22 protein-coding genes are annotated in these 22,537 nt (G+C 66.4%); 9 read left to right on the top strand and 13 right to left on the bottom strand.

The window, feature by feature from the left end; genetic code table 11:
- Positions 1–43: 43 nt before the first annotated feature.
- Positions 44–2,887: a TonB-dependent receptor gene (locus MF607_RS11685; RefSeq protein ID WP_242118873.1), complete on the bottom strand. Its 2,844-nt coding sequence runs from the start codon at positions 2,885–2,887 to the stop codon at positions 44–46.
- 159 nt (positions 2,888–3,046) lie between these two features.
- Here MF607_RS11685 and MF607_RS11680 point away from each other — a divergent pair, with 159 nt between their 5' ends.
- Positions 3,047–3,751, top strand: coding sequence for a FadR/GntR family transcriptional regulator (locus MF607_RS11680; RefSeq protein ID WP_242118871.1), 705 nt, complete (start codon positions 3,047–3,049; stop codon positions 3,749–3,751).
- A 56-nt stretch (positions 3,752–3,807) separates the two neighbouring features.
- A complete protein-coding gene (locus MF607_RS11675; protein WP_242118868.1) occupies positions 3,808–5,304 on the top strand; it encodes a glycoside hydrolase in 1,497 nt (498 codons plus the stop codon).
- A gap of 139 nt (positions 5,305–5,443) precedes the next feature.
- Here MF607_RS11675 and ssb read toward each other — a convergent pair whose 3' ends face one another.
- Together ssb and MF607_RS11665 are read right to left on the bottom strand one after the other, a co-directional pair.
- A complete protein-coding gene (ssb, locus tag MF607_RS11670; protein ID WP_242118866.1) occupies positions 5,444–6,010 on the bottom strand; it encodes a single-stranded DNA-binding protein in 567 nt (188 codons plus the stop codon).
- 67 nt (positions 6,011–6,077) lie between these two features.
- The gene (locus MF607_RS11665; RefSeq protein ID WP_242118864.1) at positions 6,078–6,995 is read right to left on the bottom strand and encodes an endo alpha-1,4 polygalactosaminidase; all 918 of its coding nucleotides are present in this window, start codon (positions 6,993–6,995) and stop codon (positions 6,078–6,080) included.
- A gap of 119 nt (positions 6,996–7,114) precedes the next feature.
- Between MF607_RS11665 and MF607_RS11660 the strand changes: the two genes are divergently transcribed.
- Positions 7,115–7,291 carry a DUF4169 family protein gene (locus MF607_RS11660; RefSeq protein ID WP_242118862.1) on the top strand — a complete coding sequence of 59 codons (177 nt, stop codon included), beginning with the start codon at positions 7,115–7,117 and terminating at the stop codon, positions 7,289–7,291.
- Positions 7,292–7,440: 149 nt separating this feature from the next.
- Here the strand turns inward: MF607_RS11660 and feoB are convergent, their stop codons facing one another.
- From feoB to MF607_RS11645, 3 genes are read right to left on the bottom strand one after another with little or no spacing between them, the layout of a single operon-like run.
- On the bottom strand, positions 7,441–9,294 hold the full coding sequence (gene feoB / locus MF607_RS11655; RefSeq protein WP_242118861.1) for a ferrous iron transporter B: 1,854 nt from the start codon (positions 9,292–9,294) through the stop codon (positions 7,441–7,443).
- An 11-nt stretch (positions 9,295–9,305) separates the two neighbouring features.
- Entirely contained in the window at positions 9,306–9,563 is a 258-nt protein-coding gene (locus tag MF607_RS11650) for a FeoA family protein (RefSeq protein ID WP_055998842.1), read from the bottom strand.
- Between the two features lie 51 nt (positions 9,564–9,614).
- Positions 9,615–10,298, bottom strand: a complete 684-nt coding sequence (locus tag MF607_RS11645; protein ID WP_242118968.1) for a COQ9 family protein — start codon at positions 10,296–10,298, stop codon at positions 9,615–9,617.
- 102 nt (positions 10,299–10,400) lie between these two features.
- Here MF607_RS11645 and MF607_RS11640 point away from each other — a divergent pair, with 102 nt between their 5' ends.
- The 5 genes from MF607_RS11640 (at position 10,401) to MF607_RS11620 (ending at position 14,614) form a co-directional block, all read left to right on the top strand.
- Positions 10,401–10,655, top strand: coding sequence for a glutaredoxin domain-containing protein (locus tag MF607_RS11640; RefSeq protein ID WP_242118858.1), 255 nt, complete (start codon positions 10,401–10,403; stop codon positions 10,653–10,655).
- An 89-nt stretch (positions 10,656–10,744) separates the two neighbouring features.
- Positions 10,745–11,935, top strand: a complete 1,191-nt coding sequence (locus tag MF607_RS11635; RefSeq protein ID WP_242118856.1) for an aromatic amino acid transaminase — start codon at positions 10,745–10,747, stop codon at positions 11,933–11,935.
- A 113-nt stretch (positions 11,936–12,048) separates the two neighbouring features.
- Complete coding sequence (locus tag MF607_RS11630) at positions 12,049–12,813, top strand: hypothetical protein (protein WP_242118853.1); 765 nt, start codon at positions 12,049–12,051, stop codon at positions 12,811–12,813.
- Positions 12,810–14,012 carry a M48 family metallopeptidase gene (locus MF607_RS11625; RefSeq protein WP_242118852.1) on the top strand — a complete coding sequence of 401 codons (1,203 nt, stop codon included), beginning with the start codon at positions 12,810–12,812 and terminating at the stop codon, positions 14,010–14,012. The genes MF607_RS11630 and MF607_RS11625 overlap by 4 nt, the downstream gene beginning before the upstream one ends.
- Complete coding sequence (locus MF607_RS11620) at positions 14,009–14,614, top strand: hypothetical protein (RefSeq protein WP_242118849.1); 606 nt, start codon at positions 14,009–14,011, stop codon at positions 14,612–14,614. Before MF607_RS11625 ends, MF607_RS11620 begins: the two co-directional genes overlap by 4 nt.
- Before the next feature lie 190 nt (positions 14,615–14,804).
- On the opposite strand, the gene MF607_RS11615 is transcribed toward MF607_RS11620, so the two are convergent.
- On the bottom strand, positions 14,805–15,677 hold the full coding sequence (locus MF607_RS11615; protein ID WP_242118847.1) for a DMT family transporter: 873 nt from the start codon (positions 15,675–15,677) through the stop codon (positions 14,805–14,807).
- A gap of 94 nt (positions 15,678–15,771) precedes the next feature.
- Between MF607_RS11615 and MF607_RS11610 the strand changes: the two genes are divergently transcribed.
- Positions 15,772–16,860 (top strand): alkene reductase, encoded by a 1,089-nt coding sequence (locus tag MF607_RS11610; protein WP_242118846.1) that lies wholly within the window; start codon positions 15,772–15,774, stop codon positions 16,858–16,860.
- A gap of 1 nt (position 16,861) precedes the next feature.
- On the opposite strand, the gene MF607_RS11605 is transcribed toward MF607_RS11610, so the two are convergent.
- From MF607_RS11605 to MF607_RS11580, 6 genes are all read right to left on the bottom strand, one after another.
- Positions 16,862–17,539: a GIN domain-containing protein gene (locus MF607_RS11605; RefSeq protein ID WP_242118844.1), complete on the bottom strand. Its 678-nt coding sequence runs from the start codon at positions 17,537–17,539 to the stop codon at positions 16,862–16,864.
- Between the two features lie 40 nt (positions 17,540–17,579).
- Positions 17,580–18,278, bottom strand: coding sequence for a head GIN domain-containing protein (locus tag MF607_RS11600; RefSeq protein WP_242118842.1), 699 nt, complete (start codon positions 18,276–18,278; stop codon positions 17,580–17,582).
- Positions 18,279–18,392: 114 nt separating this feature from the next.
- Positions 18,393–18,926, bottom strand: coding sequence for a CarD family transcriptional regulator (locus MF607_RS11595; RefSeq protein ID WP_055757298.1), 534 nt, complete (start codon positions 18,924–18,926; stop codon positions 18,393–18,395).
- Positions 18,927–19,187: 261 nt separating this feature from the next.
- Positions 19,188–19,526 carry a ferredoxin FdxA gene (gene fdxA / locus MF607_RS11590; RefSeq protein ID WP_242118839.1) on the bottom strand — a complete coding sequence of 113 codons (339 nt, stop codon included), beginning with the start codon at positions 19,524–19,526 and terminating at the stop codon, positions 19,188–19,190.
- A 39-nt stretch (positions 19,527–19,565) separates the two neighbouring features.
- Complete coding sequence (locus MF607_RS11585; protein ID WP_242118837.1) at positions 19,566–19,889, bottom strand: RNA-binding S4 domain-containing protein; 324 nt, start codon at positions 19,887–19,889, stop codon at positions 19,566–19,568.
- Positions 19,889–22,396, bottom strand: coding sequence for a helicase-related protein (locus MF607_RS11580; protein WP_242118835.1), 2,508 nt, complete (start codon positions 22,394–22,396; stop codon positions 19,889–19,891). The genes MF607_RS11585 and MF607_RS11580 overlap by 1 nt, the downstream gene beginning before the upstream one ends.
- Positions 22,397–22,537 lie beyond the last annotated feature (141 nt).

The following is a 22,537-nucleotide window of genomic DNA, read 5'->3' as shown; positions in this document are numbered from 1 at the left end:
AAATTGCCGGCGTGGCGGACGTCACCACGCCGGCAGGTGGGGATCAATAGGTCGCGCGGACCGACAGGCCGAAACGACGGTCGTTGAGCTGATATTGCAGCGGTGCCGACGGCGTGCCGATATAGAGGACGTTCATGCGGTTGTTCAGGTTCACGACATCGGCCGATACCGCGATCTTGTCGGTCAGGTTGTAGCTGATCGACGCGTCGAGCGAGGCATAGGGCTTGGCGAACTGGCCCTGTCCGTTTGCGCCGCTGCCGGTGGTCTGTTCGAGATAGCTCGACCGCCAGTTCCACGCGACGCGGGCGGTGATCGGACCCTTTTCGTACAGCCCGATCAGATTGTAGCTATGCTTCGACAGTTTCTCGAGCGGCAGCGACGAGGGCAGGTTGTTGGCCGACGACGAGAAGGGGTTTTCCACGTTCGAGTCGACATAGGTGTAGTTGGCCTGCACACCGAGGCCGCTCAGCAGCCCCGGCAGGAAGTCGAAGAACTGCTGATAGCCGGCCTCCAGCCCCTTGACCGTGCCGTCGCCCGAATTGACCGACGAATTCACATTGTACGACCGGCCGCCATAGGTGCCGATGAACCGGCCGCTCGACAGGAAGCCATTGACCGACTTGTAGAACAGGCCGGCGGTCAGCGATCCGGTCGGCGCGAAATACCATTCGGCGGTCAGGTCGAGATTGTCCGATTTGATCGGGCGCAGATACGGGTTGCCCGAATTGGCGAAGGGCAGCCCGTTGCTGGGATCGACCTGGTTCGGGTTCTGCAGCGTGACGTTGGTCGACAGCACGTCGAAGTTCGGCCGCGCAACCCCCTTCGAATAGGCGAAGCGCATCTGGAACTGGTCGGTGAAGCGGGCGCGGATGTTCACGCTGGGCAGGACGTTGGTATAGTCGTTGCCGACCGACAGCGGCGAGACGCTGCCATCGTTGTTGAACTGCGTGCCGATCGACGTCGTCTTGGTCTTGACGATGCGAACGCCCAGACCGCCGTCGAACCGCACGCCGCCGGCGTCGAACGCGTAATCGGCGATGCCCCACGCGGTGTAGGTCTTTTCGGTCTGGGTATTGAGGTCACCCGGCGTGAACGCGTCTTTGGTCTGCGCCCCGAACAGCGCGTAGAGTGCCTTGGTCTGTTCCCAAACACCATCGCCGGCGGGGAAGGCGGGATAGAGGATGCCGCCGGTCACGGTATTGCCGTCAAACCAGTTCTTCGACGGACCCTTCATCGCCAGCTGCGGGAAATTGGTGAGCGGGATCAGCGGCGTACCCTGCGGCACGTCGCGACAGCCCGGCGCGATCCCCTGATACAGACAGACGCCGTTCCAGGTACCGCGCAGCTCGATCGAATTGTCGGCATAGCGCGCACCGCCGCGCAGCTTCTTCAGGAAGCCGCCCTCGACCTCATATTCGAGGTCATAGGCGAGCGCGAGCGTATCGGCGTCGTTGCGCTGGAGCGAATCGGCGATGAACGGCAACGAGTAGTTCGCGGGATTGTTGAGCACCGACGGATCGGTCACGTCCCAGCGCGGATATTTGCCGCGCAGGTCGAAGATGACGGTCGAGGGGTGCGGCGCGAGCGTGCTGCCATATTGGCCGGTCGCATTCTGTCCGGTGCGGCTGTAGAGCGACAGGACGTGGCCGTTGCGATCGGCATTGTAATAGGACGTCAGATACTGGACGTCGAAGCTGACCTTTGCGCGGTCGGTCGCCTGCCATGCGGCGTTGAAGGTCAGGTTCTGCGACGCGCTCCACAATTCCTGATCGAAGCGACCGGTCTCGAAGGTCTGCGGCGACAGCGAACCGCTGGTCGCATAGCCATCGTCGTTGAAGGTGAAGGCGGCACCCGGCGTCGGCAGCGTGTTGTACTGCGTCACCCGACCCTGCGAATCATACTGGTTACCGGGCAGATTGTTGAAGTCGTAGTAATAGGCGCCGGTGCGGTTGAACCAGTATTTGGTCCCCTGATATTGCGCGGTCAGCAGCAGGTCGTCGCTCGCCTGCCACTGGACGGCGGCGGCGATGCCGAAGCGCTTGCGGTCGCCGGTATCGTCATACACTTCGAAACCATAGGGGATCTGCGCGTTGGACGGCGCATTGGCGATCGATCCGGGGCGCGCTTCGCCGAACGGGCCGGCGAGCAGGCCGTCCTGACGATATTGGCTCTTCGAATAGACCGCGTTCACCAACAGGCCGATCTCGCCGATGCTGGTGTCGTAGCGGTTGGAATAGAGGCCGGAAAAGGCATAGCCCGGCTTGTCGACGCGGTCGTAATAATTGCCGCGTGCCGTGACGCTGATGACTTCCTTGTTCGAATCGAACGGCCGACGTGTGCGCAGATTGACCGCGCCGCCGACGCCGCCTTCGATGATGTTGGCGGGCGCGTTCTTGTACACGTCGATGCCCGAGAGCAGTTCGGGCGGAATCCCTTCGAGGTCGAAGGCGCGACCGCCCGACGCCGAATAGACCGCGCGGCCATCGAGGAAATTCTGCACCTGGGTCAGGCCGCGGACGGTGATCGCCGGCTGGGTCCGGTGGTCGAAATCGGTGGCGCCTTCGCCATAGCGGCGCTGGATCTGCACACCGGTGATTCGCTGCAACGCTTCGGTGGTGTTGACGTCGGGCAGCTTGCCGATGTCCTGCGCGCTGACCGAATCGACGATCTGGTCGGAGTTACGCTTGATCGCCTGGGCGGTGCGAAGGCTCTCGCGCACGCCGGTCACGACGATATCGTCGCCATCGACACCCTGTTCGGCGGCCTGTGCAGCATTCAGCGAACCGCGCGTCGGTGCGTTCTGCGCCACCGCGACCTGCGCCAGTCCGGCGATCCCCATCGCGGTCAGCGATGCGCCGAAACGGAACGAACTACGCAAAGAAGCCATCGTCATCCTCCCCTTTACCGGGCGGTCGCCGCGCATGATCGCGTCGTGACGCCGTCCAGTTGTCCGACTTAATAACCGTATCCTATTTGTTAAACAATATACCGTGTTGACGATTTTTCGGATTGCTTCAGGGTAGCGGTGCATGAGCGAGGCACAGCATTGACGAACGACCGGAACACGGCATCGGCGCACGCGCAGACGGCACGCGATATCGGCATCGCCATCGTCACCGGGCGCTATCCGCCTGGGTCGATCCTGCCCGGCGAATATGATCTAGCCGAACAGCGCGGCATTTCGCGCGGTGTGGTGCGCGAAGCGCTGCGGATGTTGTCGGGCAAGGGACTGATCGTCAGCAAGCCGAAGACCGGCACCCGCATATGCGACCGCGCGCGGTGGAACCTGCTCGATCCCGACGTGCTGGCATGGATGTTCGAAGGGGAGCCGCCCGCCGGTTTCGTCGACAATCTCTTCCAATTGCGGATGATCGTCGAACCCGCCGCTGCAGAACTGGCGGCGCAACTGCGTACCGGCGAGCAATTGTCACAAATGGGCCATGCGCTGGAGGAAATGGCGCGCCATGGCCTTGCCAGCGCGACCGGACAGGCCGCCGATCAACGTTTCCACCACATCATCCTCGAGGCGACCGCGAACGAACTGCTGGTCAGTCTGGCGGGGAGTATTGGGGCGGCAGTGCGGTGGACGACGATGTTCAAGCACCGCAAGAGCCGGCAGCCGCGCGATTCGATCCCGCAGCATCGGCAGCTGTTCGGGGCGATCGCCGGCGGGGATGCGGCGGGCGCGCGCGAAGCGACGGTCGCGCTGTTGCAACAGGCGCGCGAGGATACGCAGTCATCGATCGGATGACGTTTCAGTAAATGGACCGGCCGTCCACCATGTGATACTTGTCCGACAATAGAGGAATGATGATGGCGGTACGGCAGCGGACGATGCGAAAACTGGCGGCGGCGCTGCTTCTGGCCGGCATGACCGTGCCGGCAGCGGCGCAGGCGCCGACCAAGGCGGCACCGGCAACGGTCGCGATCAGGTTGCATGTCGCAACCGACCGGCCCGGCACGACCTTCGAAGGCTGGGGCACGGCGCTTGCCTGGTTCGCGAACGTCACCGGCGGTTATCCCGATGCGACGCGCGAGCGGCTGGCCGATCTGTTCTATGGACCGGACGGGCTCGGCTGGACGATCGCGCGCTACAATATCGGCGGGGGCAATGCCGCCGATACGCCGCCCTATCTGCGCACCGGTGCCGCCGTGCCAGGGTTCTGGCGGCGACCGGCCGGCGCTACGGGTACCGATTGGTGGCGTCCCGACGATCCGGCGATGTGGGGCTGGTCGGCCGATGCCCGTCAGCGCTGGTGGCTGGATGCGATCCGCAGCCGCGTCCGCCAGCCGATCTTCGAGGCATTCTCCAACTCACCGCCCTGGTTCATGACCGTCAGCGGGCGGGTATCGGGCGCGACCAAGGGGACCGACGACAATCTGCGCCCCGGTGCCGAGCCACAGTTCGCGGCCTATCTGGCGCGCGTGGTCGACGAATTGCAGCGCCGCCACCGCATCACCTTCCGCACGCTATCGCCGGTCAACGAGCCGAATACCGATTACTGGTTCGCCGCCAATACGCAGGAAGGCGCGCATTGGAGCCCGGCGCGACAGGGACAAATGATCGACGCCGCCGACGTGGCGCTGAAGGCACGTGGGCTGAAGACGGTGATCGCCGCCCCCGACGAAACCAATTCGACGCTGTTCGTCGCCGACTGGGCGGGCTGGAGCGCGGCGACGCGGGCGCGGGTCGGGCAGTTGAACGTCCATAGCTATGGCAACACGCACCAGAGCGCCGTCCGCGACATCGCGCGTGCCGCCAACATCCGGTTGTGGATGAGCGAGCACGACATGAGCGCCGACAAGGACCTCGAAAATTTCGAGAGCATGACGACGCCGCTCGCCTTCGCCGAGCATCTGGTCGGTGATTTCCGGCGGCTGGAACCGGCGGCCTGGGTGTTCTGGCAGGCGGTCGAGACGCTGAGCGGGCGCAACGGCAAGCCGGGATCGAACTGGGGATTGATCAAGATGGACCTGGCCGCATCCGCGCCGGGTCCGCAGGCGATCCACATCACCCGCAAATATTGGGCGATGGCCAATTTCAGCCGCTATGTCCGGCCCGGTTACCGGCTGGTGCCGATCGACGATATCGACAGCATCGCCGCGCTGTCGCCCGATGGCGCGACACTGGTGGTAGTGCATGTGAACGCCGGTGTCGTCCGCCGCGACCTGTCGCTGGCCACTGCCGGTTATCGCCTGTCGGAAACGGTGGTGACTGACGCGACGCATAATGCCGCGCCGGTCGCGGGGAGCATGATGGTCGCGCAACCCCGGTCGGTCACGACCTTCGTCCTGCGCCGCTGATCGATGCCGTTCGTCCTCCGTAGCGGTTGAGCTTGCCGAAACAGCGTATCGAAGGACCGTTCAACGACGGATGCTTCGATACGGATCTTCGACAAGCTCGGCTGCTACGCAGCACGAACGGAGCCGAGCCATTGCCCGATCAGAACGGAACGTCGTCGTCGAGATCGTCGCCGAAGCCGCCGCCGAAATTGCCGCCCTTGTTACCGCCCGAGTTGTAACCGCCCCCGCTGCCACCGCCACGCGATCCGCCGCTCTGGCCACCGCCATAGCCGCCGCCTGCGCCGCCGCCGAAATCGTCACCGCCGCCAAAGTCGCCACCGCCACTGCGCGCACCGCCGCCGCCCTGACCACCGCCGGGACCGTCGAGCATCGTCAGCACGCTGTTGAAGCCCTGCAACACGATTTCGGTGCTGTACTTGTCCTGACCGTTCTGGTCCTGCCACTTCCGCGTCTGGAGCTGGCCTTCGATATAGACTTTCGAGCCCTTGCGCAGGAAGCGTTCGGCGACGTTGGCCAGCCCTTCGTTGAAGATCGCGACCGAATGCCATTCGGTCTTTTCCTTGCGCTCGCCGGAATTGCGGTCCTTCCACGATTCCGACGTGGCAATGCGCAGGTTCACCACCTTGCCGCCATTCTGGAACGAGCGCGACTCGGGGTCGCGGCCCAGATTGCCCACCAGAATGACCTTGTTGACGCTACCAGCCATCGCTGAAATTCCTCGTTCGAAACCTGATCGTCGCTGTTATGCGAGTGCGCCGCGCATTGCCAGAGCGTCAGTCACCGTCGCAGCTGAACCGGAACCGATTGTCGAGTTCGACCGGCAGCACCAGCGTGCGCAACCCCTGCGCCCGCGACGATGCGCATAGCGTGTCGCGCGCCCCGCCGCTGTTGGTGCGATAGGCGTCCTTATACTCCGCCACCAACACCGCCTTGCCGGCGGTCAGGAACGGGGCCAGCCGGTCGCATTCGGCATATTCATGGCATTGTTCGTTGATGGCGAAGTCGAACGCCGGGGCGAGCACCGCCACCTGATCGAGATCGTTCTTCAGGGCGATCGACAGGCCGCGCCGATGCGCTTCGGTGGCGAGGAAACGGTTATAGTCGAGCTGCTGGTCGGCGGTGATGTCGAGGCCGTTGCGATTGGCATAGGCATCGACATTGTCCGGCTCGACCGCGTCACAGCCCTTGGCCTTCGCCAGGTCGAGCCGCAGCGCCATCACCCTGCGGACATTGGTCGAAGTGACCGCCAGCCAGCGCTCCCCCGCCCAGCCGTCGAGCGCCGCGCCGCGATCGGCAGCGGTGAACTCGCCATCGTCGCTGCGCCAGTTTTCGGACGATCCGGCGGAGAAGTAACAGATCACGCGGCGTCCCGCGGCGTGCAGCGCGGCGATCGTCGCGGGCGGCGTGTCGAACAGGTCGATGTCATAGGCGTCGACGGCGTAGCGGGTATCGATCGTTCCGCTCAGCTGCCATTGCCAGGTCGTGGCCACCGTCGGCCGCCACCAGCCGGTCGCGGCCGGGCCGGGCGTCGGCGTCGGCGTCGGCGTCGGCGTCGGCGTCGGGGTTGGCGAAGGTGCGGGCGTCGGTGTCGGATTCGGGGCGATCACCGTGCCGCCCTCCGCCGTGCCGCCGCCACCACATGCGGTCGCCAAAAGCGCGAGCGCCAGTGCTGCCGTCCTGCCTGTTCCCATCCGCCTATCGCCCTTCCCCGGCTGCGCCCGCTACGCCGTGGCATCATTTGCGGCAACATGCGTTTCGGACTGGTCAATCCGGCGGTCGCGCGGCAGATTTCACGTCGAAAGGAACCGCGATGGGCGACGTCATCAACCTCAACCGTTTCCGCAAGGCCCCCGCCAAGGCGGAACGTGCCCATGAAGCCGACGCCAACCGCGCAAAGTTCGGACGGACCGCCGTCGAGAAGGCACGCGACGACGCCGATGCCGCGCGGCGTAAGGCGTTGCTGGATGGGGTGAAGCGGGAAGAGTAATCCCGATCATCAACGACGCCGTTCGTCCTGAGTAGCCGTTGAGCCTGTCGAAACGGCGTATCGAAGGACCGTCTGCGGCCAAGTGCTTCGATACGGGTCTTCGACTGCGCTCAGCCCCTACTCAGCACGAACGGGCTTGATTGCATCAATCACCCCAACCCGAAGGCGACCGCCGTCCAATAGGTCGCGCCCGCCGCGATATAGGCCAGCGCGAAGAGATAGCCGATCATCACCAGCGGCCATTTCCAGCCATTGGTCTCGCGCCGCGCGACCGCGATGGTCGACAGGCATTGCGGCGCGAACACGAACCACGCGAGGAAGGCGAGCGCGGTGGCAAGGCTCCAGCGCCCGGCCAGCCGCCCGCCCAGTTCCTGCGCACCCTGTTCTTCATCCGCCGCGTCGATGGCGTAGACGGTCTGGAGCGCCGACACCGCGACTTCGCGCGCGGCCATCGCAGGGATCACCGCCAGCGACATTTCATGGTTGAAGCCGATCGGCCGCAGCACGACCTCCAGCCCCGACGCGATCCGCCCGGCGATCGAATATTCGGACTGCTTCACCCCCGCCGGTGCGACCGGGTAGGAGGTGAGCAGCCACAAGGCGACCGTGACCTGCAGGATGATCGTGCCGGCGCGGCGCAGGAAGACATAGGCACGCTGCCACAGCCCGATCGCGATGTCGCGGATCGAGGGCAGCTGATAGCGCGGCATTTCCATCAGGAAACCGCCGCCCACGCCCTTGGTCGCGGTCCGGCGCAGGACGAAGGCCGCGATGACCGCGCCCAATATGCCGGTCAGGTACAGCACCAGCAGCACCAGCCCCTGCAACCCCACGCCCGGCAGCACCTGCCGCGCCGGGATGAACGCGCCGATGATCACCGCATAGACCGGCAGCCGCGCCGAACAGGTCATCAGCGGCGCGATCAGGATCGTGGTCAGCCGTTCCTTCGGATCGTCGATCGAGCGCGTCGCCATGATGCCGGGAATCGCGCAGGCGAAGGACGACAGCAGCGGGATGAAGGCGCGGCCCGACAGGCCGACCCCGCTCATCAATCGGTCCATCAGGAAGGCGGCGCGGACCATATATCCCGATGCCTCGAGCAGCAGGATGAACACGAACAGGATCAGGATCTGCGGCAGGAACACAACGACCGATCCGACGCCGTTGATGACCCCTTCGACCAGCAGGTCACGCAGGAAATTGTCGGGCAGCGTCGCCACTGTGGTGTCGGCCAACCAGCCCTGCGCGCCCTCGATCCAGCCGATCGGCGCTTCGGACCAGCTGAACACCGCCTGGAACATGACGAACAGGATGGCGAGCAGCAGGATCGGGCCGGCGACCGGGTGCAGCGCGATGCGGTCGACGCCGCGGGTCACCGCGCGCGAGCGGGGCTGTTCGACCACCGCGGTGCGGGCGATGCGGCGCGCCTCGCGCTGGAAATGGCGGATATCGGCGTCGACCTCGTCGATCGGTGCCGATCGCGCACCCCCCGACAGCGCGGCAGCCAGCGCTGCGCGCAATTCGTCGAGCCCGCGCTTGCGCACGGCCACGGTCGCCACGACCGGCAGGTCGAGTTCGGCGGACAGCACGGCCAGGTCGATCTTCAACCCGTCGCGCGCCGCCATGTCGATCATGTTGAGCGCCAGCACCATCGGCCGCCCGAGCGACTTCAGCTGGAGGACGAAGCGGAGGTGATTGTCGAGATTGGTCGCATCGGCGACGACGATCATCGCATCGGGCACCCGCTCGCCCGCCTGCCGCCCGAGCACGACGTCGCGCGTGACCGCTTCATCGGGGCTGGAGGGATCGAGGCTGTAGGTACCAGGCAGGTCGACCAACTCGACCGGTCGCCCGTCGTCGAGCGCGAGGCGACCCGAATGGCGTTCGACGGTAACGCCGGGATAGTTGCCGACCTTTTGCCGGGCACCGGTCAGCGCGTTGAACAGCGCGGTCTTGCCGGCATTGGGATTGCCGACAAGTGCTACCAGAGGTGCGGGGTTCACGTCGGGTCCGGTCAGCCTGCCAACGGTGCGACGCGGATCGCGCCGGCGACATGGGCACGCAACGCAACGGTCATCCGCCCGATCCGGCAGGCAAGCGGTCCGCCGGCCAACATCGCACGGTGGAGCAGTTCGATATCGACGCCCTCATCCAGACCGAATTCGCGCAGGCGTCGCGCCTCGGTCGGCGACATCCGCTCCCATTCGATCGACGCGACCGTCGCCTGCTGGGTGCGCGGCAACTGGGCGAGATTGAGGTTGGGAGCAAGCATTGCGACTAATTAGCAATAAGCGCCGCCCAAGGAAAGCGGATTCTTTCGCCGTCACACAGCGGGATAGCGCAATCGCCCGACGAACCGCGACAAGCTCAGCCGCCGTTCGGGATCGCGCGATGCCAGCATGCGCCCCTTGAACTTCTCGAAGCGCATGATGCCGTCGATCCGCCGCGCGAGGAAGGCGCGGGTATCGGCATGGCCGCCGCTTTCATCGTCGAGGAAGACGGTGACGGTCGCGGCATAGACCGCACCGAGCATCGCCCGCTTGGTATAATGGTTGTAGTCGGTCGCGCTGTCGCCGGCCAGCCGCCACATCAGGTCGACCGTCCGCCAGCCGAGCCTCGCGGCGCGTGCGACATTCTGTGGCATGGCGAGGATCGCCATCGCCCGGCGCAGCGCCTCGCGCTCGCCCGCTACCGCCGCCAGCCGCGCCTCGACCAGCGCGGTGATGCGTTGGCGGATCTTCATCGCCGACAGACGGTCGGCGGGCAGCGCCTCGATCATCCGCCGGTCGATCTCGCCGAACCATGCGTCGATCATGTCGACGGCGCCACCGGCATAGGCGAGGCGCGCGACGTCGCCATCGGCGCCGAAGGTCTGCGCCGCCGCCGCGACCGCCTTGTCGTTCCAGCCGTCGAACGCAGCATTGGCCGCGACCAGCGGCGCGAGCGCGGCGCGCAGTTCGTCGAGCGTCAAATCGGCAGGTGCCAGCGGGGCCATCGCATCCTCCATCATCACTCCTAGCTAGGGCGTGGCGCCGGAAACGGCAACGGCGGAACCGGGGGACGGTCCGGACGCTGTGCCGGTGACTGTCTGTTCCAGAAGGATTTCACCATGGCCGAGACGTTGAACGCCACCCTCTATCGCATGGTCCTGCCCGATCACATCTGTCCGTTCGGCGTCCATGCCAAGCAGTTGCTGCAATCGGCCGGCTATAGCGTCGACGACCGGATCCTGCGATCGCGCGAGGAGGTCGACGCGTTCAAGGCCGAACAGGGCGTCGATACGACCCCGCAGATATTCATCGATGGCGAACGCATCGGCGGCAGCGACGATCTCGAACGCTATCTGGCCGGGCAAGAAGGGTAATCGTCCGAAAGGTGTAACGCCGCTTTTTCCTGCCTTCGCCGCATCGATCGGCCTATAGGCGCGGCGTTACCGCCATTTCGGGGATGTTCATGCCGTTTCGTTCGCTCGTCGCCCAGCCCGCCGATTCCCTGTTGCGCCTGATCGGCGCGTTCCGGGCCGATCCGCGTGCCCACAAGATCGACCTGGGCGTCGGCGTGTTTCGCGACGATCACGGCCATACCCCGGTGATGCAGGCGGTGAAGCAGGCCGAAATGCGGCTGATCGCGACGCAGGACAGCAAGGCGTATCTGGGGCCGGAGGGCGACAAGGGTTTTGTCGCGCTGCTCGAACCGCTGGTGTTCGGCCCCGCCCCGACGGCCGATCGCCGCTGCGGATTGCAGACGCCGGGCGGCACCGGTGCGCTGCGGCTGGGCGCGGAACTGCTGGCCAAGGCGGGGGTGCGCCGCATCCTGATCGGGCAGCCGAGCTGGGCCAATCATGCGCCGGTATTTGCCGCCGCCGGGATCGTCGTCGTTCCCCACGCCATGTTCGACATGGATGCGCAGTCGGTCGACCTGCCCGCCGTGCAGGCCGCGATCGGACAGGCGGAGGCAGGCGACGCGATCCTGCTGCACGGTTGCTGCCACAATCCGACCGGCATCGATCCGACGCCCGACGATTGGCGGGCGATCGCCGCCGCCATCGCCGACAGCCGGCTCGTGCCGTTCATCGACCTCGCCTATCAGGGGCTAAGCGACGACATGACGACCGACGCGGCGGGGACGCGCGCGGTGCTGGACGCCGTGCCGTTCGCGCTGGTCGCCTATTCCTGCGACAAGAATTTCGGGCTGTATCGCGAACGCACCGGCGCATTGTGGGCGACCGTGCCCGATGCGGAAGCGCGCAATATCGTCCTGTCGAACCTGCTGGCGCTGGCACGTGCCAACTGGTCGATGCCGCCCGATCATGGCGCGGCGGCGGTGCGGATCGTGCTGGAGGACGAACAGCTCGCCGCCGACTGGCGCCGCGAACTCGATGCGTTGCGCAGCCGGTTGCAGGGGCTGCGCGCCGAACTGGCCGCGATCGGACGGGCGGGATCGATCGATCTGGCGCCGCTTGGCCGGGGCAAGGGCATGTTCGCCACGCTGCCGCTGTCGCCGTCGCAGATCGAATGGCTGCGCGCGACGCACGGCATCTACATGGCGGGATCGGGCCGGATCAATATCGCCGGCTTCGCACCGGGCGACATCGCCCGCTTCGGCGAAGCGCTGGTCGATCTGGGGCGCGCCGGTATCGTCTGACCGACCGCACCGAAACGGAGCGGTCTGCCCGCCGCCACCGGCTTGCGGAGCGCCGGTCGCGGCGATATCGTCGACCGTATATCGAGCTGGGGGGCTTCATGTACGTTGGTCGAATGCTGGCCGTCGCGGTTGCGGCGGTGTTGTCGTTGGCGGTCGTGGACGCGCGTGCGCAGGAACGCACCGCGGCAAAGGCCGGGTTCGAACTGCCCGCCGGCAGCGGCAAGACGATCCTCGTCTTCCGCCCGACCGTATCGGTCGGTGCGCAGTCGACCGGCGGCATGTTCGAACCCAATGGCGACTGGACCGAACAGGCGCGCAAGAACCTCGAAGCCGCACTTGCCGAACAGCAGCAGCGGCTGGGCAACAAGGTGATTTCCGCCCCTGAAAGCTATGGCGCCGATGCGCAGCTGGTTGCGGAATATGCCGGCCTGTTCGCGGCGGTGTCGCAGTCGGTCATCAACTACCAGTTCTTCCCCGGCAACCGCCTGCCGACCAAGAAGCGCGACAACAAGTCGAGCGTGTTCGACTGGACGCTGGGCAGCGGCATCGCCGCGCTGCCCGGCGCCAAGGACGCCGACTATGCGCTGTTCCTGTACAACAAGGACGCGTACGGATCGACCGGGCGCAAGATCCTGCAGGTCATGGCGCTGCTCGGGCCTGGCATCAACGTCAAGTCCGGCGAACATGCCGGCTATGCCGGGCTGGTCGACCTGAAGACCGGCGAGCTGGTCTGGCTGAACGCCGACAATGCGATGGGCGGCGACGTGCGGACACCGGAGGGTGCGCAGAAGCGGATCAGCCAGTTGCTCGAAGGAATTCCGGGCAGCACGGCGGCACCGGCCGCAGCAGCGACACCGGTCAAGACCGCGGCGCGATGATTGCGTTCGCGCGCGGCGCCGCGGCGCTGGTCGCGCTGCTCGCCATCGCGGCAGCCCCGATCGGCAAGGCGCCGCCCCCGCCCCCCTATGCCGGCATCTACCAGCCGCAGGGCGTTGACGAGATCGGCGCGTGGCGCGAGGCCGATGAGGACGAACGCGCGCTGGCCAACGCCCCCGAGGTGATCCGCGACGAGGCGCTGAACGGTTATGTGCGCGGAGTGCTGTGCGCGACGGTCGGCAAGGACCGCTGCGCCGCGACCCGCATCTACGTCCTGCGAGTGCCGGTCTTCAACGCCAGCATGTCTCCGAACGGCACGATGCGAGTGTATAGCGGCCTGTTGCTCCGCGTTCGTAACGAGGCGGAACTGGGCGCGATCCTCGGCCATGAGTTCGGCCATTTCGAACGCCGCCATTCGCTGGAACGGTTCAAGGCGCAGCGGACCGGCACCGACCTGCTGAGCTGGGCAGCGGTGCTGGCGTCGATGGCACCGGGTTATCAGGCGCGCGCCGGGTACAACACCATGCGCTGGTCGGTGTACGGCCAACTCTATCACTATGGCCGCGATCAGGAGCGCGAGGCCGATCTGCTAGGGCTCGGCTATCTGAACGGCGGCACCCTTCGACCGCAAGCTGCCGCCAGCGTGTGGCACAACGTCATGGCCGAGGTCGAGGCCTCGTCGCGTGCGCGCGGGCTGTCCAAGCCGCGCTACGACCTGTTCGCCTTTTCGGCGTCGCATCCGCCGAGCGCCGAACGGGCCGCAACGATGGAAGCGCTCGCCGATCCGCAGGGAGATGGCCGCGACGATGGCGCGGATCGCTATGCGAAGGCGCTGGCGCCATGGCTGCCGACCTTTCTCGACGATCAGATCAAGCTCAACGATTTCGGCGCCAGCGACTATCTGATCGCGATGCTGGCCGAACCGGGCTGGACCCCGCGGCTGTGGCTGGCACGGGGCGATTTGTACCGGACGCGTGGCAATCCGCGCGACCTGGTCAACGCCGCCGAATTCTATGCCAATGCGATCGCGGCCGACGCCACGCTGGCCGATGCCTATCGCGGCCTGGGTCTGTCGCTGATGAAGACCGGCCGGCCGAGCGAGGGGCGCACCGCGCTGCGTCGCTATCTGCACCTGAAACCCGATGCGCCGGATGCGGGCATGATTGCCATGCTTGCCCCGGCCGAACCCGTGGAGCCATGACCATGTCCGTCCGCCGCCTGCGCCGTAGCGCGCTGCTGTTCGCCGCCGTCACGATGATCGCGACCCCGGTCGCCGCCAATGGCTATCGCGAGAAGGGAAAGCAGGTCGTGATCGCCGGATCGACGCTGCGGGTGACGCCGCCGCGCGACTGGAACCTGTTGTCGATCCGCCCGGGCAAGAAGGCGGAGACGTGGACGCTGGACGGCGAACAACTCAACGACGTCACCTGGTATGCTGGCATCGCGGCCGACGAGCCGCTGGTCCGCGAAATTAGCCGCAAGCAGAAACCGCTGCCGAAACTGAAGCAATCGACGCTGCTGGTCGAAATCCCCGAACTGCTCGAGACCACCTATCGCACCGAACGGCAGATCGGCGATTTCCAGGTCACCGGTTCGGCACCCGACCCGTTTCTCGGCCAGCCGGGTATCCGCTTCAGCTACAGCTATGTCGACAGCGATCATCTTCCCCGCCGGGGCGAGGCACGCGCGACGCTGATCGGTGGCAAGCTGTATATGGCGACCTTCGACGCGCCGCGGACGCATTTCTTCGACCGGTCGCTAAGCGATTTCCGCGCGCTGACCGATACGGCGACTTTGTCCTGATCAGAGCGGTTTCCGATCAGGTTGGATCACCGGCACGGAGGTGATTTCGGTTCGGGGCGAGGCGCAAGGAGGGAGCGATGCCGAAGCATCGTGACCGACGAAGCAACGCTGCCCCGAGCCGAAATCACCCCGCCGCGTCAGCGGTCGCCCATAGGGCGATGACGGTGGTTCAAGCTGGTCGAAAACCGCTCTAGGGCGTCGGTGCCCGCCGCGCGCTGACCATCGCCAGCGCGGCGGCAACCAGCACCGCACCGACCGCGTCGAGCATCGTCAGCCGCTCGCCATAGGCGGCCCAGCCGATCGTCGCGCCGACCAGTGGCTGGACCAGCAGCGCGAGGCCGACGACCAGCGGGCTGAGATGGCCGAGCGCATAGATCATCAGCCCCTGCCCGGCGATCTGGCTGACCAGGGCCAGCGCCAGCAGCGGCCCCCATTTGGTCGGCAGGATCGTTTCGCCCAGCGCCATCGCCAGAAGCAGCAGCGGCAGCACGCTCGCGATGCTCGACAGCGCCAGTGCGGGCACCGGTGCCATGCTCTGGCGTACACGGCGCATCGCGATGAAATAGACCGCGTACAGCACGCCGGCGAGCACGCAGAACAGGTCGCCGGCCAGATGGCGCGACGACAATTCGGCCGAACGGCCGAGCAGCAGCACCCCACCGACCGCCGCCAGCAGCAGCGCCCCGCCCTGCGCCCGCGTCGGCCAGCGGCGCATCGCGAAGAAGCCGTAGATCGGGAAGATCAGCACCGCGCAATTGCCGAACAGCGTCGCGTTGGCGAGAGTGGTGCGCAGGATGCCGATATGCCATGCGCCGAGATCGACGGCGAAGGCGATGCCGCCGATCAGCAGCGGCACCAATATCGATCCCGCCCGCTCCAACGCACGGCGATCATTCCATAAGGCGGCGACCAGCAGCACCGGCAACGCCAGCGCGATCCGCCAGAAGGCGGCGGCCACCGGCCCGGTATCGGCAAGCCGCACGAACCACGGCCCGAATGCCAGCGCGACATTGGCGGCAATGACGGCGGCAATTGCGCGACGCGGTGATCTTGGGTGCGGCATAATTTTTGTTTCAGGCGTTACCGGCTGCATGCCGCCCCCTACTGCCCTATTTTTGCGGCGTCGCCTGATTTCCAAGTTTTGTGGAGTTTACCCTATGCCGACTCTGTTCGATCCGATCACGCTGGGCGATATCGAAGCGCCCAACCGCGTGCTGATGGCGCCGCTGACCCGTGGCCGGGCTACGCGTGAGCATGTGCCGACCGCGATCATGGCCGATTATTATGCGCAGCGCGCCTCGGCGGGGCTGCTGATTTCGGAAGGGACCGGCATCAGCCGCGAAGGGCTGGGCTGGCCGTTCGCGCCGGGGCTGTGGACCGACGAGCAGGTCGAGGCGTGGAAGCCCGTCACCGACGCCGTTCACCGCGTCGGCGGCCGGATCGTCACCCAGCTATGGCATATGGGCCGGGTGGTGCATCCCGACTTTCTGGGCGGTGCCGCCCCGCTGTCGTCGTCGGCGACGACCGCACCGGGACAGGCGCATACCTATGACGGGAAGAAGCCGTACGAGGCCGCGCGCGCCGCGACGCTCGACGATATCGCCCGGGTGCTCGACGATTATTCGCGCGCCGCGCGCAATGCCAAGGCCGCCGGGTTCGATGGGGTGCAGCTGCATGCCGCCAATGGCTATCTGATCGACCAGTTCCTGCGCGACGGGGCCAACCACCGCGACGATGCCTATGGCGGATCGCCCGAGAACCGCATCCGCCTGCTCGACGAAGTCGTCGACCGGTTGATCGCCGAAGTCGGTGCCGGGCGGACGTCGGTGCGCTTCTCGCCCAATGGCGATACGCAGGGGGTCATCGACAGCGATCCGGCAGCGGTGTTCGTCCCCGCCGCGAAGCTGCTGTCGGACAAGGGCATTGCCTTTCTCGAACTGCGCGAACCTGGCCCCAATGGTACCTTCGGCAGCGCCACCCAGCCGCGCGTGTCGCCCGAGATCCGCAAGGTCTTTGCCGGTCCGCTGGTGCTGAACCAGGATTATCGCGGCGACAATGCGCAGGCCGAACTCGATGCCGGCATTGCCGACGCGATCGCCTTCGGCCGGCCGTTCCTTGCCAATCCCGATCTGCCGCAGCGGTTGCAGGCCGGGGCCAAGCTCAATGCCGACAATATGGCGACGTGGTATTCGCGCGGGCCGGAAGGCTATACCGACTATCCGACGCTGGCGCGCGAAGCGGCGTAACTCAGCCGCAACGGATCGTCGCGGTGCCGCGCGTGCGGCATTGCGGCGATCCCGCGACGGTGACGGCGCCGGCCCCGGTTGCAGTCACGTCGGCGGTGTAGCGCGCACGATAGCGCCCGCCGCCGCTTCCTTCGCTGCGAACCTGCAGCGCATCGATCGTCAGGGCATCGGCATCGATCGTACCGGGGCCGTTGATCGTGAACCGGCCCTGCCCGCCCTTGCCGGCGAGGCTCATCGATCCGGCACCGATCAGCGTCGCCTGGACCGATCCGCTGTCCAGCGATCCGATCCGGATCGTGCCGTCGCCGGTCAGCGTCAGATCGACGCGGGGTGCGGTGGTCCGTTCGACCTCGATCCTTCCCGCCCCACGCAGCGCCACGGCAGCAAGTCGGTCGTTGCGTAACTCGATCACCGGCGCGGCGCCGGTAGATTCAATCGGTCGCCCCCGATCGTCGCGTGCCGGCACAACGACCAGCGTCTGCCCCTCGACCCGAACCTCGACCGTCGCGATCGCTGCCGGCTCTCCGACGATACGGTTGGTCGCGGACGGCTCTGCCACGACCCGGACGGTGAAAGGACCGTCGACGCGGACGCGATCATATCCGGTCAGCATCAGGCGGGTCTCGGCAGGCGGGATGACCGGCAACGCCAGCAGCGATGCTATCAACGGGACGAACATGGCACCAATATTCAGCACTGTCGCCGGGCGGGCAAGCCGGTCAGCCGCAATCGACGGTCCCCATACCCACCCGGTTCACCACACAGCGCGCATCGGGGCCGAGCGTCGCCGATCCGGTGCCGACCAGCGACACGTCGGCCGGGCCGTTGATATCGGCGCCGATATCGCCCGTTCCTGCGATCGAGACGGTCGCTTCGCCGGCCTTGACCTGTTTCGCGTCAATGTCTCCGGTGCCTGCGACCGATAGCGTCAGGTGACGCACCGCGCCTGCCGCTGCGATCGTACCGGTGCCGGTCACGGTCAAGGCGGCGCGGTCGCCGCGCAACTGGCCGATCGTCATGTCGCCCGATCCGCTCAGGGTCGCGGCAAAGTTTTCACCGGTCCGGTCGATGCTGATATCGCCCGATCCCGCCAGCGCCGCCGCAGCGATGGTCGGCATGGTGACGCGGATGCGTGCGCCGTCATCGCCTTTGCTCCAGAAAGTGCCGCTCTTTCGGCCGATCTTCAGCATGTCGCCGTCGCGACGAATCTCCAAGACATCCTGTGCGGCCCGGGTCCCCTCCACCCGTACGGCGAAGGCTGGTCCCTGAACGATTTCGACCCGGTCGCTGCTCGCCAAGGTCACGCCGGTGAAGTCGCGGAGGGCAGCATCGTTGCGGGGCGGGGCGGCGCGCTCGCCGCTATCGCCCGCGCTACAGGCCGCCAATCCCAATGTCGCTGCCAGCATCCACCGCATCATCGCCTCCCGTGTATTGGTGATACGATACACCAAGGCGGCTCAAAGTGCCAGCATGACCAACGAAAAAGGGCGGCCGTTGCCGGCCGCCCCCGTTCGATCGGACCGATCGGCCGTTCAGGCCGCAGTCTTTTCCTTGTTATAGATCGCCGCCGCATCGCGCAGGATCTCGATAATCCGCTCCAGTGCCTTCGGCTCGTCGACCTGTTCCATCGCCGCGAGTTCACGGGCGAGGCGGCTGGCCGCCGCTTCGAAGATCTGGCGTTCGGAATAGCTCTGCTCAGGCTGGTCGTCGGCACGGAACAGGTCGCGGACCACTTCGGCGATCGACACCAGGTCGCCCGAATTGATCTTCGCTTCATATTCCTGCGCGCGGCGCGACCACATGGTCCGCTTAACCTTGGGCTTGCCCTTCAGCGTTTCCATCGCCTCGCGCATCGTCTTGTCCGACGACAGCTTGCGCATGCCGACGCTTTCCGCCTTGTTGGTCGGAACGCGCAGGGTCATCCGCTCCTTTTCAAAGCGCAGCACATAGAGTTCGAGTTGCATGCCAGCGATTTCGCTACGCTGGAGTTCGATCACACGGCCGACGCCGTGCTTGGGGTAAACGACATAATCGCCGACATCGAAGGACAATGCCTTGGCAGCCATTGGTAACCTTTCCGTGGTCGTCGTTCCGGTGCCATCGTCCTCCGCCAATCGCTGTTCGAACGGCGGATGGCGGAGTGGTCAGGGAACGTTGCTAAAGGTGATCTCCGGGCGGGGCATGAATTTTTGCCTCCGTCTCGTCAGTCTATAACATCTTGGTAAGAAAATTACCAGTGCAAAGCCGCGCGGCCGGAACCGCATGTGCGGACCGGCCGTGGTTCCACGTGAAACGATTTGGGACAGCCGGTTCAACCGGCCGATCGATCAGTCGCCCGCGCCGGGTTCGGGCGAGAAATGCTCGATCTTGTTCTCGACGCCCTTCCACTTGTCGGCGTCGGGCGGGGTCTGGTTGGCGTTGCGGGTGACGTTAGGCCACTGCGCCGAATAGGTATTGTTCAACTCCAGCCACTGTTCCAGCCCGCTTTCGGTGTCGGGCAGAATCGCTTCGGCCGGACATTCGGGTTCGCAGACGCCGCAGTCGATGCATTCGCTGGGATTGATGACGAGCATGTTCTCGCCCTCATAGAAGCAGTCGACCGGGCACACTTCGACGCAGTCCATATATTTGCAGCGGATGCAGGCGTCGGTGACGACGTAGGTCATGGGTCGAACAAGCTCCGGGAAAATCGAATCGAACCCGCGTTATGCCGGGTCTTCGCCTCCGTCAACGGGGGCGGCACCCGTCGGTTCCAGCCGGGTGTAGAGTGTCGCCGCTTCGGCGGGTGGTCCGCGTCGATGCGGCAGCGCGTCGACGCGCAGGATCTGCACCCGGCCGTTGAGCGGAAAGGCGATGACCATGCCGACCCGGACCGGGCAGTGAGCGCGATCGATGCGACGCCCGTCGATCCGCAACAGGCCCTTGACCGCGATCGCCTGTGCCGCGCTGCGGGTCTTGGCGAAGCGGGCATACCACAGGAACATGTCGAGCCGCATCTGGGGGGCGTGCTCGACCGCCTGCGTCGCCATCAACGGCGAAACTCAATTTCGGCCAGCGCAGCGAAGGCGTTGCCGGGACGCGGACGGGGTGGCTGGACCGGCGGCGGACCACGCCGGCGCGGCGGATGCCAGCGCCATTGCGGCGCGTCGCCTTCGCCGGTGATCGGCCGAAAGCCGAGATGCGCCATCATCCGGGCGATCGTCTCCGCCTTCAGTCCGATCGAGGTCGCCAGCGCCGGATCGGGCGCGAACGGCGCATTGCCCTGTCGCGCATCATGCGCGGCGCGCGCAAGCCGTTCGACCAGATCGACGCGCACCGCCTGCGGACCGAACCGGCGATAGCCCCACGCCCCCTGCCCCGCCGGCAGCACCGTCGCCGCATTGGGGGCGAGCGGTTCGATCGCGTGGCCATCGCGAGCGGCCAGCAATGCCGCCCGCCACCGCGCCGCCGCCGGTTTGAACAGACGTGCGTCGAACAGGTCGAGCGTCCCGATCGCCACCCCCGCCTTGCGCAAGCGTCGCCGGTCGTCACCGGTCAGGGGGACCAACATCGCCTCGAACCCGTCGCGGGGCGCGATGCCGCCGACTTCGGTCAGCGCCGCCGCCACCGCGCGCAACGCCCCGCCCGCCGCCGGATCGCGTGCCAGCGCGGCAAGCGCGCCCAGCGTCGGGGCGCGCTTCGTCAGTTCGCCCTGTATCCACGCCGCCAGCCGATCACGCACCTGCCCCTGCGCCGCGCGATCAAGTACCTGCAGGCTGCGGTCGAGCGTCACGACCGGTCGGTCGAGCGTCGTCCCGCCGGTCAGCGTCGCCACCTCCAGCCCGTTCCATGTCAGCACCGGCGCCGTACCGGGCTCGGCAAGCAGCGCCAGTTCGGCGTCGCCCGCGACCGCCAGTTCGGCACCCCGCTTGCGCAATTCGGCGGCCAGCCCCTTTTCGGCGGCGGCGATCAACAGGCGTTTGTCGGCGACCCTTGTGTCGGGCGACACCTCGAACCGGAACCCGGTCAGCCGGCCGAGAAGGTGACCATCGACGCTGACCGCACCATCGACGGCGACATCGACCGGCAGGTCGGCCGCCCCCGCCCCGATCCGCCGAAGCAGCAAGGTCGTCCGCTGATCGACGAAGCGTTGGCGCAACCGGTCGTGCAGCGCATCCGACAGCTTCTCTTCGACACCCCGGGTGCGGGCTGCCCAATGTTCGGGGTCGAGCAGCCAGTCGGCGCGGTGGGCGATATAGGCCCAGCTGCGCGCCGCCGCGATTCGTCCGGCGATCGTCTCGACGTCGCCATTCATCTGATCGAGCCGCTGCAATTCGTCGGCGAACCATTGGTGCGGGATATGCCCCGCCCCCTCGCTCAGATGGCCGAAGATGCGCCCGACGAAGCGGCTATGCGGGTCGGACCCAAGCTTGCGGAAATCGGGCACGCCGCACGCCGCCCAGAGCCGGCGGACCATGACCGGCGAGCGGGTCCGCGACCGGACCCAATCTTCCTCTGCAAGCCGCTTCAGCACGATCAGATCGATCGCCTCCGGCGCGGCGGTCAGCACCGGATCGGTCGGCCGTTCGGACAGACTGTCGATCAGTGCGTCGATGCTGGAGAAATCGGGCTCGCCGCGCCGCCAGTACAGGCGTTCGAGCGGGGGGACGTGATGCCCCTCGATCGCGATCACTTCTTCGGGGGTAAAGGCATTCGGCCCTTCCTCGACCAGCGCGCCGAACGTCCCGTCGCGATGGTGGCGCCCCGCCCGGCCGGCGATCTGCGCCATTTCGGCGATGGTCAGCCGCCGCTGCCGCCGCCCGTCGAACTTGCGCAGCGAGGCAAAGGCGACATGCGCGACATCGAGGTTCAGCCCCATACCGATCGCATCGGTCGCCACGAGGTAATCGACCTCGCCCGACTGGAACATCTCGACCTGCGCATTGCGGGTCCGTGGCGACAGCGCGCCCATCACCACCGCTGCGCCCCCGCGCATCCGGCGGATCGCCTCGGCCACGGCATAGACTTCTTCCGAAGAGAAGGCGACGATCGCCGACCGGCGTGGCAGGCGCGACAGTTTCCGCGCGCCGGCATAGCTCAGCGTAGAGAAACGCGGGCGCGAGATGATCTCGGCATCCTTGACCAGTGCCCGGACCATCGGCCGCAGCGAGTCGGACCCGAGGATCATCGTCTCCTCCCGTCCGCGTGCGCGCAGCAGCCGGTCGGTGAAGACATGGCCACGTTCGGGATCGGCGCCCAATTGCGCCTCGTCGAGCGCGACGAACGCCGTCTCGCGCTCCAGCGGCATCGATTCGGCGGTACACAGGAACCAGCGCGCCTTGGGCGGGACGATGCGTTCCTCGCCCGTGACCAGCGCGACATTCTCGACGCCCTTCAGCGCGACGACCCGGTCGTAATTCTCGCGCGCCAGCAGCCGCAGCGGAAATCCGATCATCCCCGACGCATGACCACACATCCGCTCGATCGCGAGATAGGTCTTGCCGGTATTGGTCGGCCCCAGCACAGCAGTGACCGGGCTACGCGCGAACTGGCTCATCCCCTGCAACATCGGGGCTGTCGCGGCACGACGCAACGGCTTTCGACGGTTCCGCAATCCGCTTTCGTCCCGGCGCTGGCCGACCACGCCCTGCCGCAGCCGTGGCACGTATCGTCAATGGTTCATTTGACTTTAAATCTT

Origin of the sequence: Sphingomonas lacusdianchii (assembly GCF_022664395.1) — a bacterium.
GTDB lineage: Bacteria > Pseudomonadota > Alphaproteobacteria > Sphingomonadales > Sphingomonadaceae > Sphingomonas > Sphingomonas lacusdianchii.
The sequence above is the reverse complement of the archived record's forward strand: the minus strand, read 5'-3'. Positions and strand labels throughout refer to the sequence as shown.

Excerpts from the sequence above, each read along its gene's own strand:
- MF607_RS11685 (WP_242118873.1), bottom strand. The coding sequence starts at position 2,887 with ATGGCTTCTTTGCGTAGTTCGTTCCGTTTCGGCGCATCGCTGACCGCG.
- MF607_RS11675 (WP_242118868.1), top strand. The coding sequence starts at position 3,808 with ATGATGATGGCGGTACGGCAGCGGACGATGCGAAAACTGGCGGCGGCG.
- ssb (WP_242118866.1), bottom strand. The coding sequence starts at position 6,010 with ATGGCTGGTAGCGTCAACAAGGTCATTCTGGTGGGCAATCTGGGCCGC.
- MF607_RS11665 (WP_242118864.1), bottom strand. The coding sequence starts at position 6,995 with ATGGGAACAGGCAGGACGGCAGCACTGGCGCTCGCGCTTTTGGCGACC.
- MF607_RS11660 (WP_242118862.1), top strand. The coding sequence starts at position 7,115 with ATGGGCGACGTCATCAACCTCAACCGTTTCCGCAAGGCCCCCGCCAAG.
- MF607_RS11650 (WP_055998842.1), bottom strand. The coding sequence starts at position 9,563 with ATGCTTGCTCCCAACCTCAATCTCGCCCAGTTGCCGCGCACCCAGCAG.
- MF607_RS11645 (WP_242118968.1), bottom strand. The coding sequence starts at position 10,298 with ATGGAGGATGCGATGGCCCCGCTGGCACCTGCCGATTTGACGCTCGAC.
- MF607_RS11640 (WP_242118858.1), top strand. The coding sequence starts at position 10,401 with ATGGCCGAGACGTTGAACGCCACCCTCTATCGCATGGTCCTGCCCGAT.
- MF607_RS11635 (WP_242118856.1), top strand. The coding sequence starts at position 10,745 with ATGCCGTTTCGTTCGCTCGTCGCCCAGCCCGCCGATTCCCTGTTGCGC.
- MF607_RS11630 (WP_242118853.1), top strand. The coding sequence starts at position 12,049 with ATGCTGGCCGTCGCGGTTGCGGCGGTGTTGTCGTTGGCGGTCGTGGAC.
- MF607_RS11625 (WP_242118852.1), top strand. The coding sequence starts at position 12,810 with ATGATTGCGTTCGCGCGCGGCGCCGCGGCGCTGGTCGCGCTGCTCGCC.
- MF607_RS11620 (WP_242118849.1), top strand. The coding sequence starts at position 14,009 with ATGACCATGTCCGTCCGCCGCCTGCGCCGTAGCGCGCTGCTGTTCGCC.
- MF607_RS11615 (WP_242118847.1), bottom strand. The coding sequence starts at position 15,677 with ATGCCGCACCCAAGATCACCGCGTCGCGCAATTGCCGCCGTCATTGCC.
- MF607_RS11610 (WP_242118846.1), top strand. The coding sequence starts at position 15,772 with ATGCCGACTCTGTTCGATCCGATCACGCTGGGCGATATCGAAGCGCCC.
- MF607_RS11605 (WP_242118844.1), bottom strand. The coding sequence starts at position 17,539 with ATGTTCGTCCCGTTGATAGCATCGCTGCTGGCGTTGCCGGTCATCCCG.
- MF607_RS11600 (WP_242118842.1), bottom strand. The coding sequence starts at position 18,278 with ATGATGCGGTGGATGCTGGCAGCGACATTGGGATTGGCGGCCTGTAGC.
- MF607_RS11595 (WP_055757298.1), bottom strand. The coding sequence starts at position 18,926 with ATGGCTGCCAAGGCATTGTCCTTCGATGTCGGCGATTATGTCGTTTAC.
- fdxA (WP_242118839.1), bottom strand. The coding sequence starts at position 19,526 with ATGACCTACGTCGTCACCGACGCCTGCATCCGCTGCAAATATATGGAC.
- MF607_RS11585 (WP_242118837.1), bottom strand. The coding sequence starts at position 19,889 with ATGGCGACGCAGGCGGTCGAGCACGCCCCCCAGATGCGGCTCGACATG.
- MF607_RS11580 (WP_242118835.1), bottom strand. The coding sequence starts at position 22,396 with ATGAGCCAGTTCGCGCGTAGCCCGGTCACTGCTGTGCTGGGGCCGACC.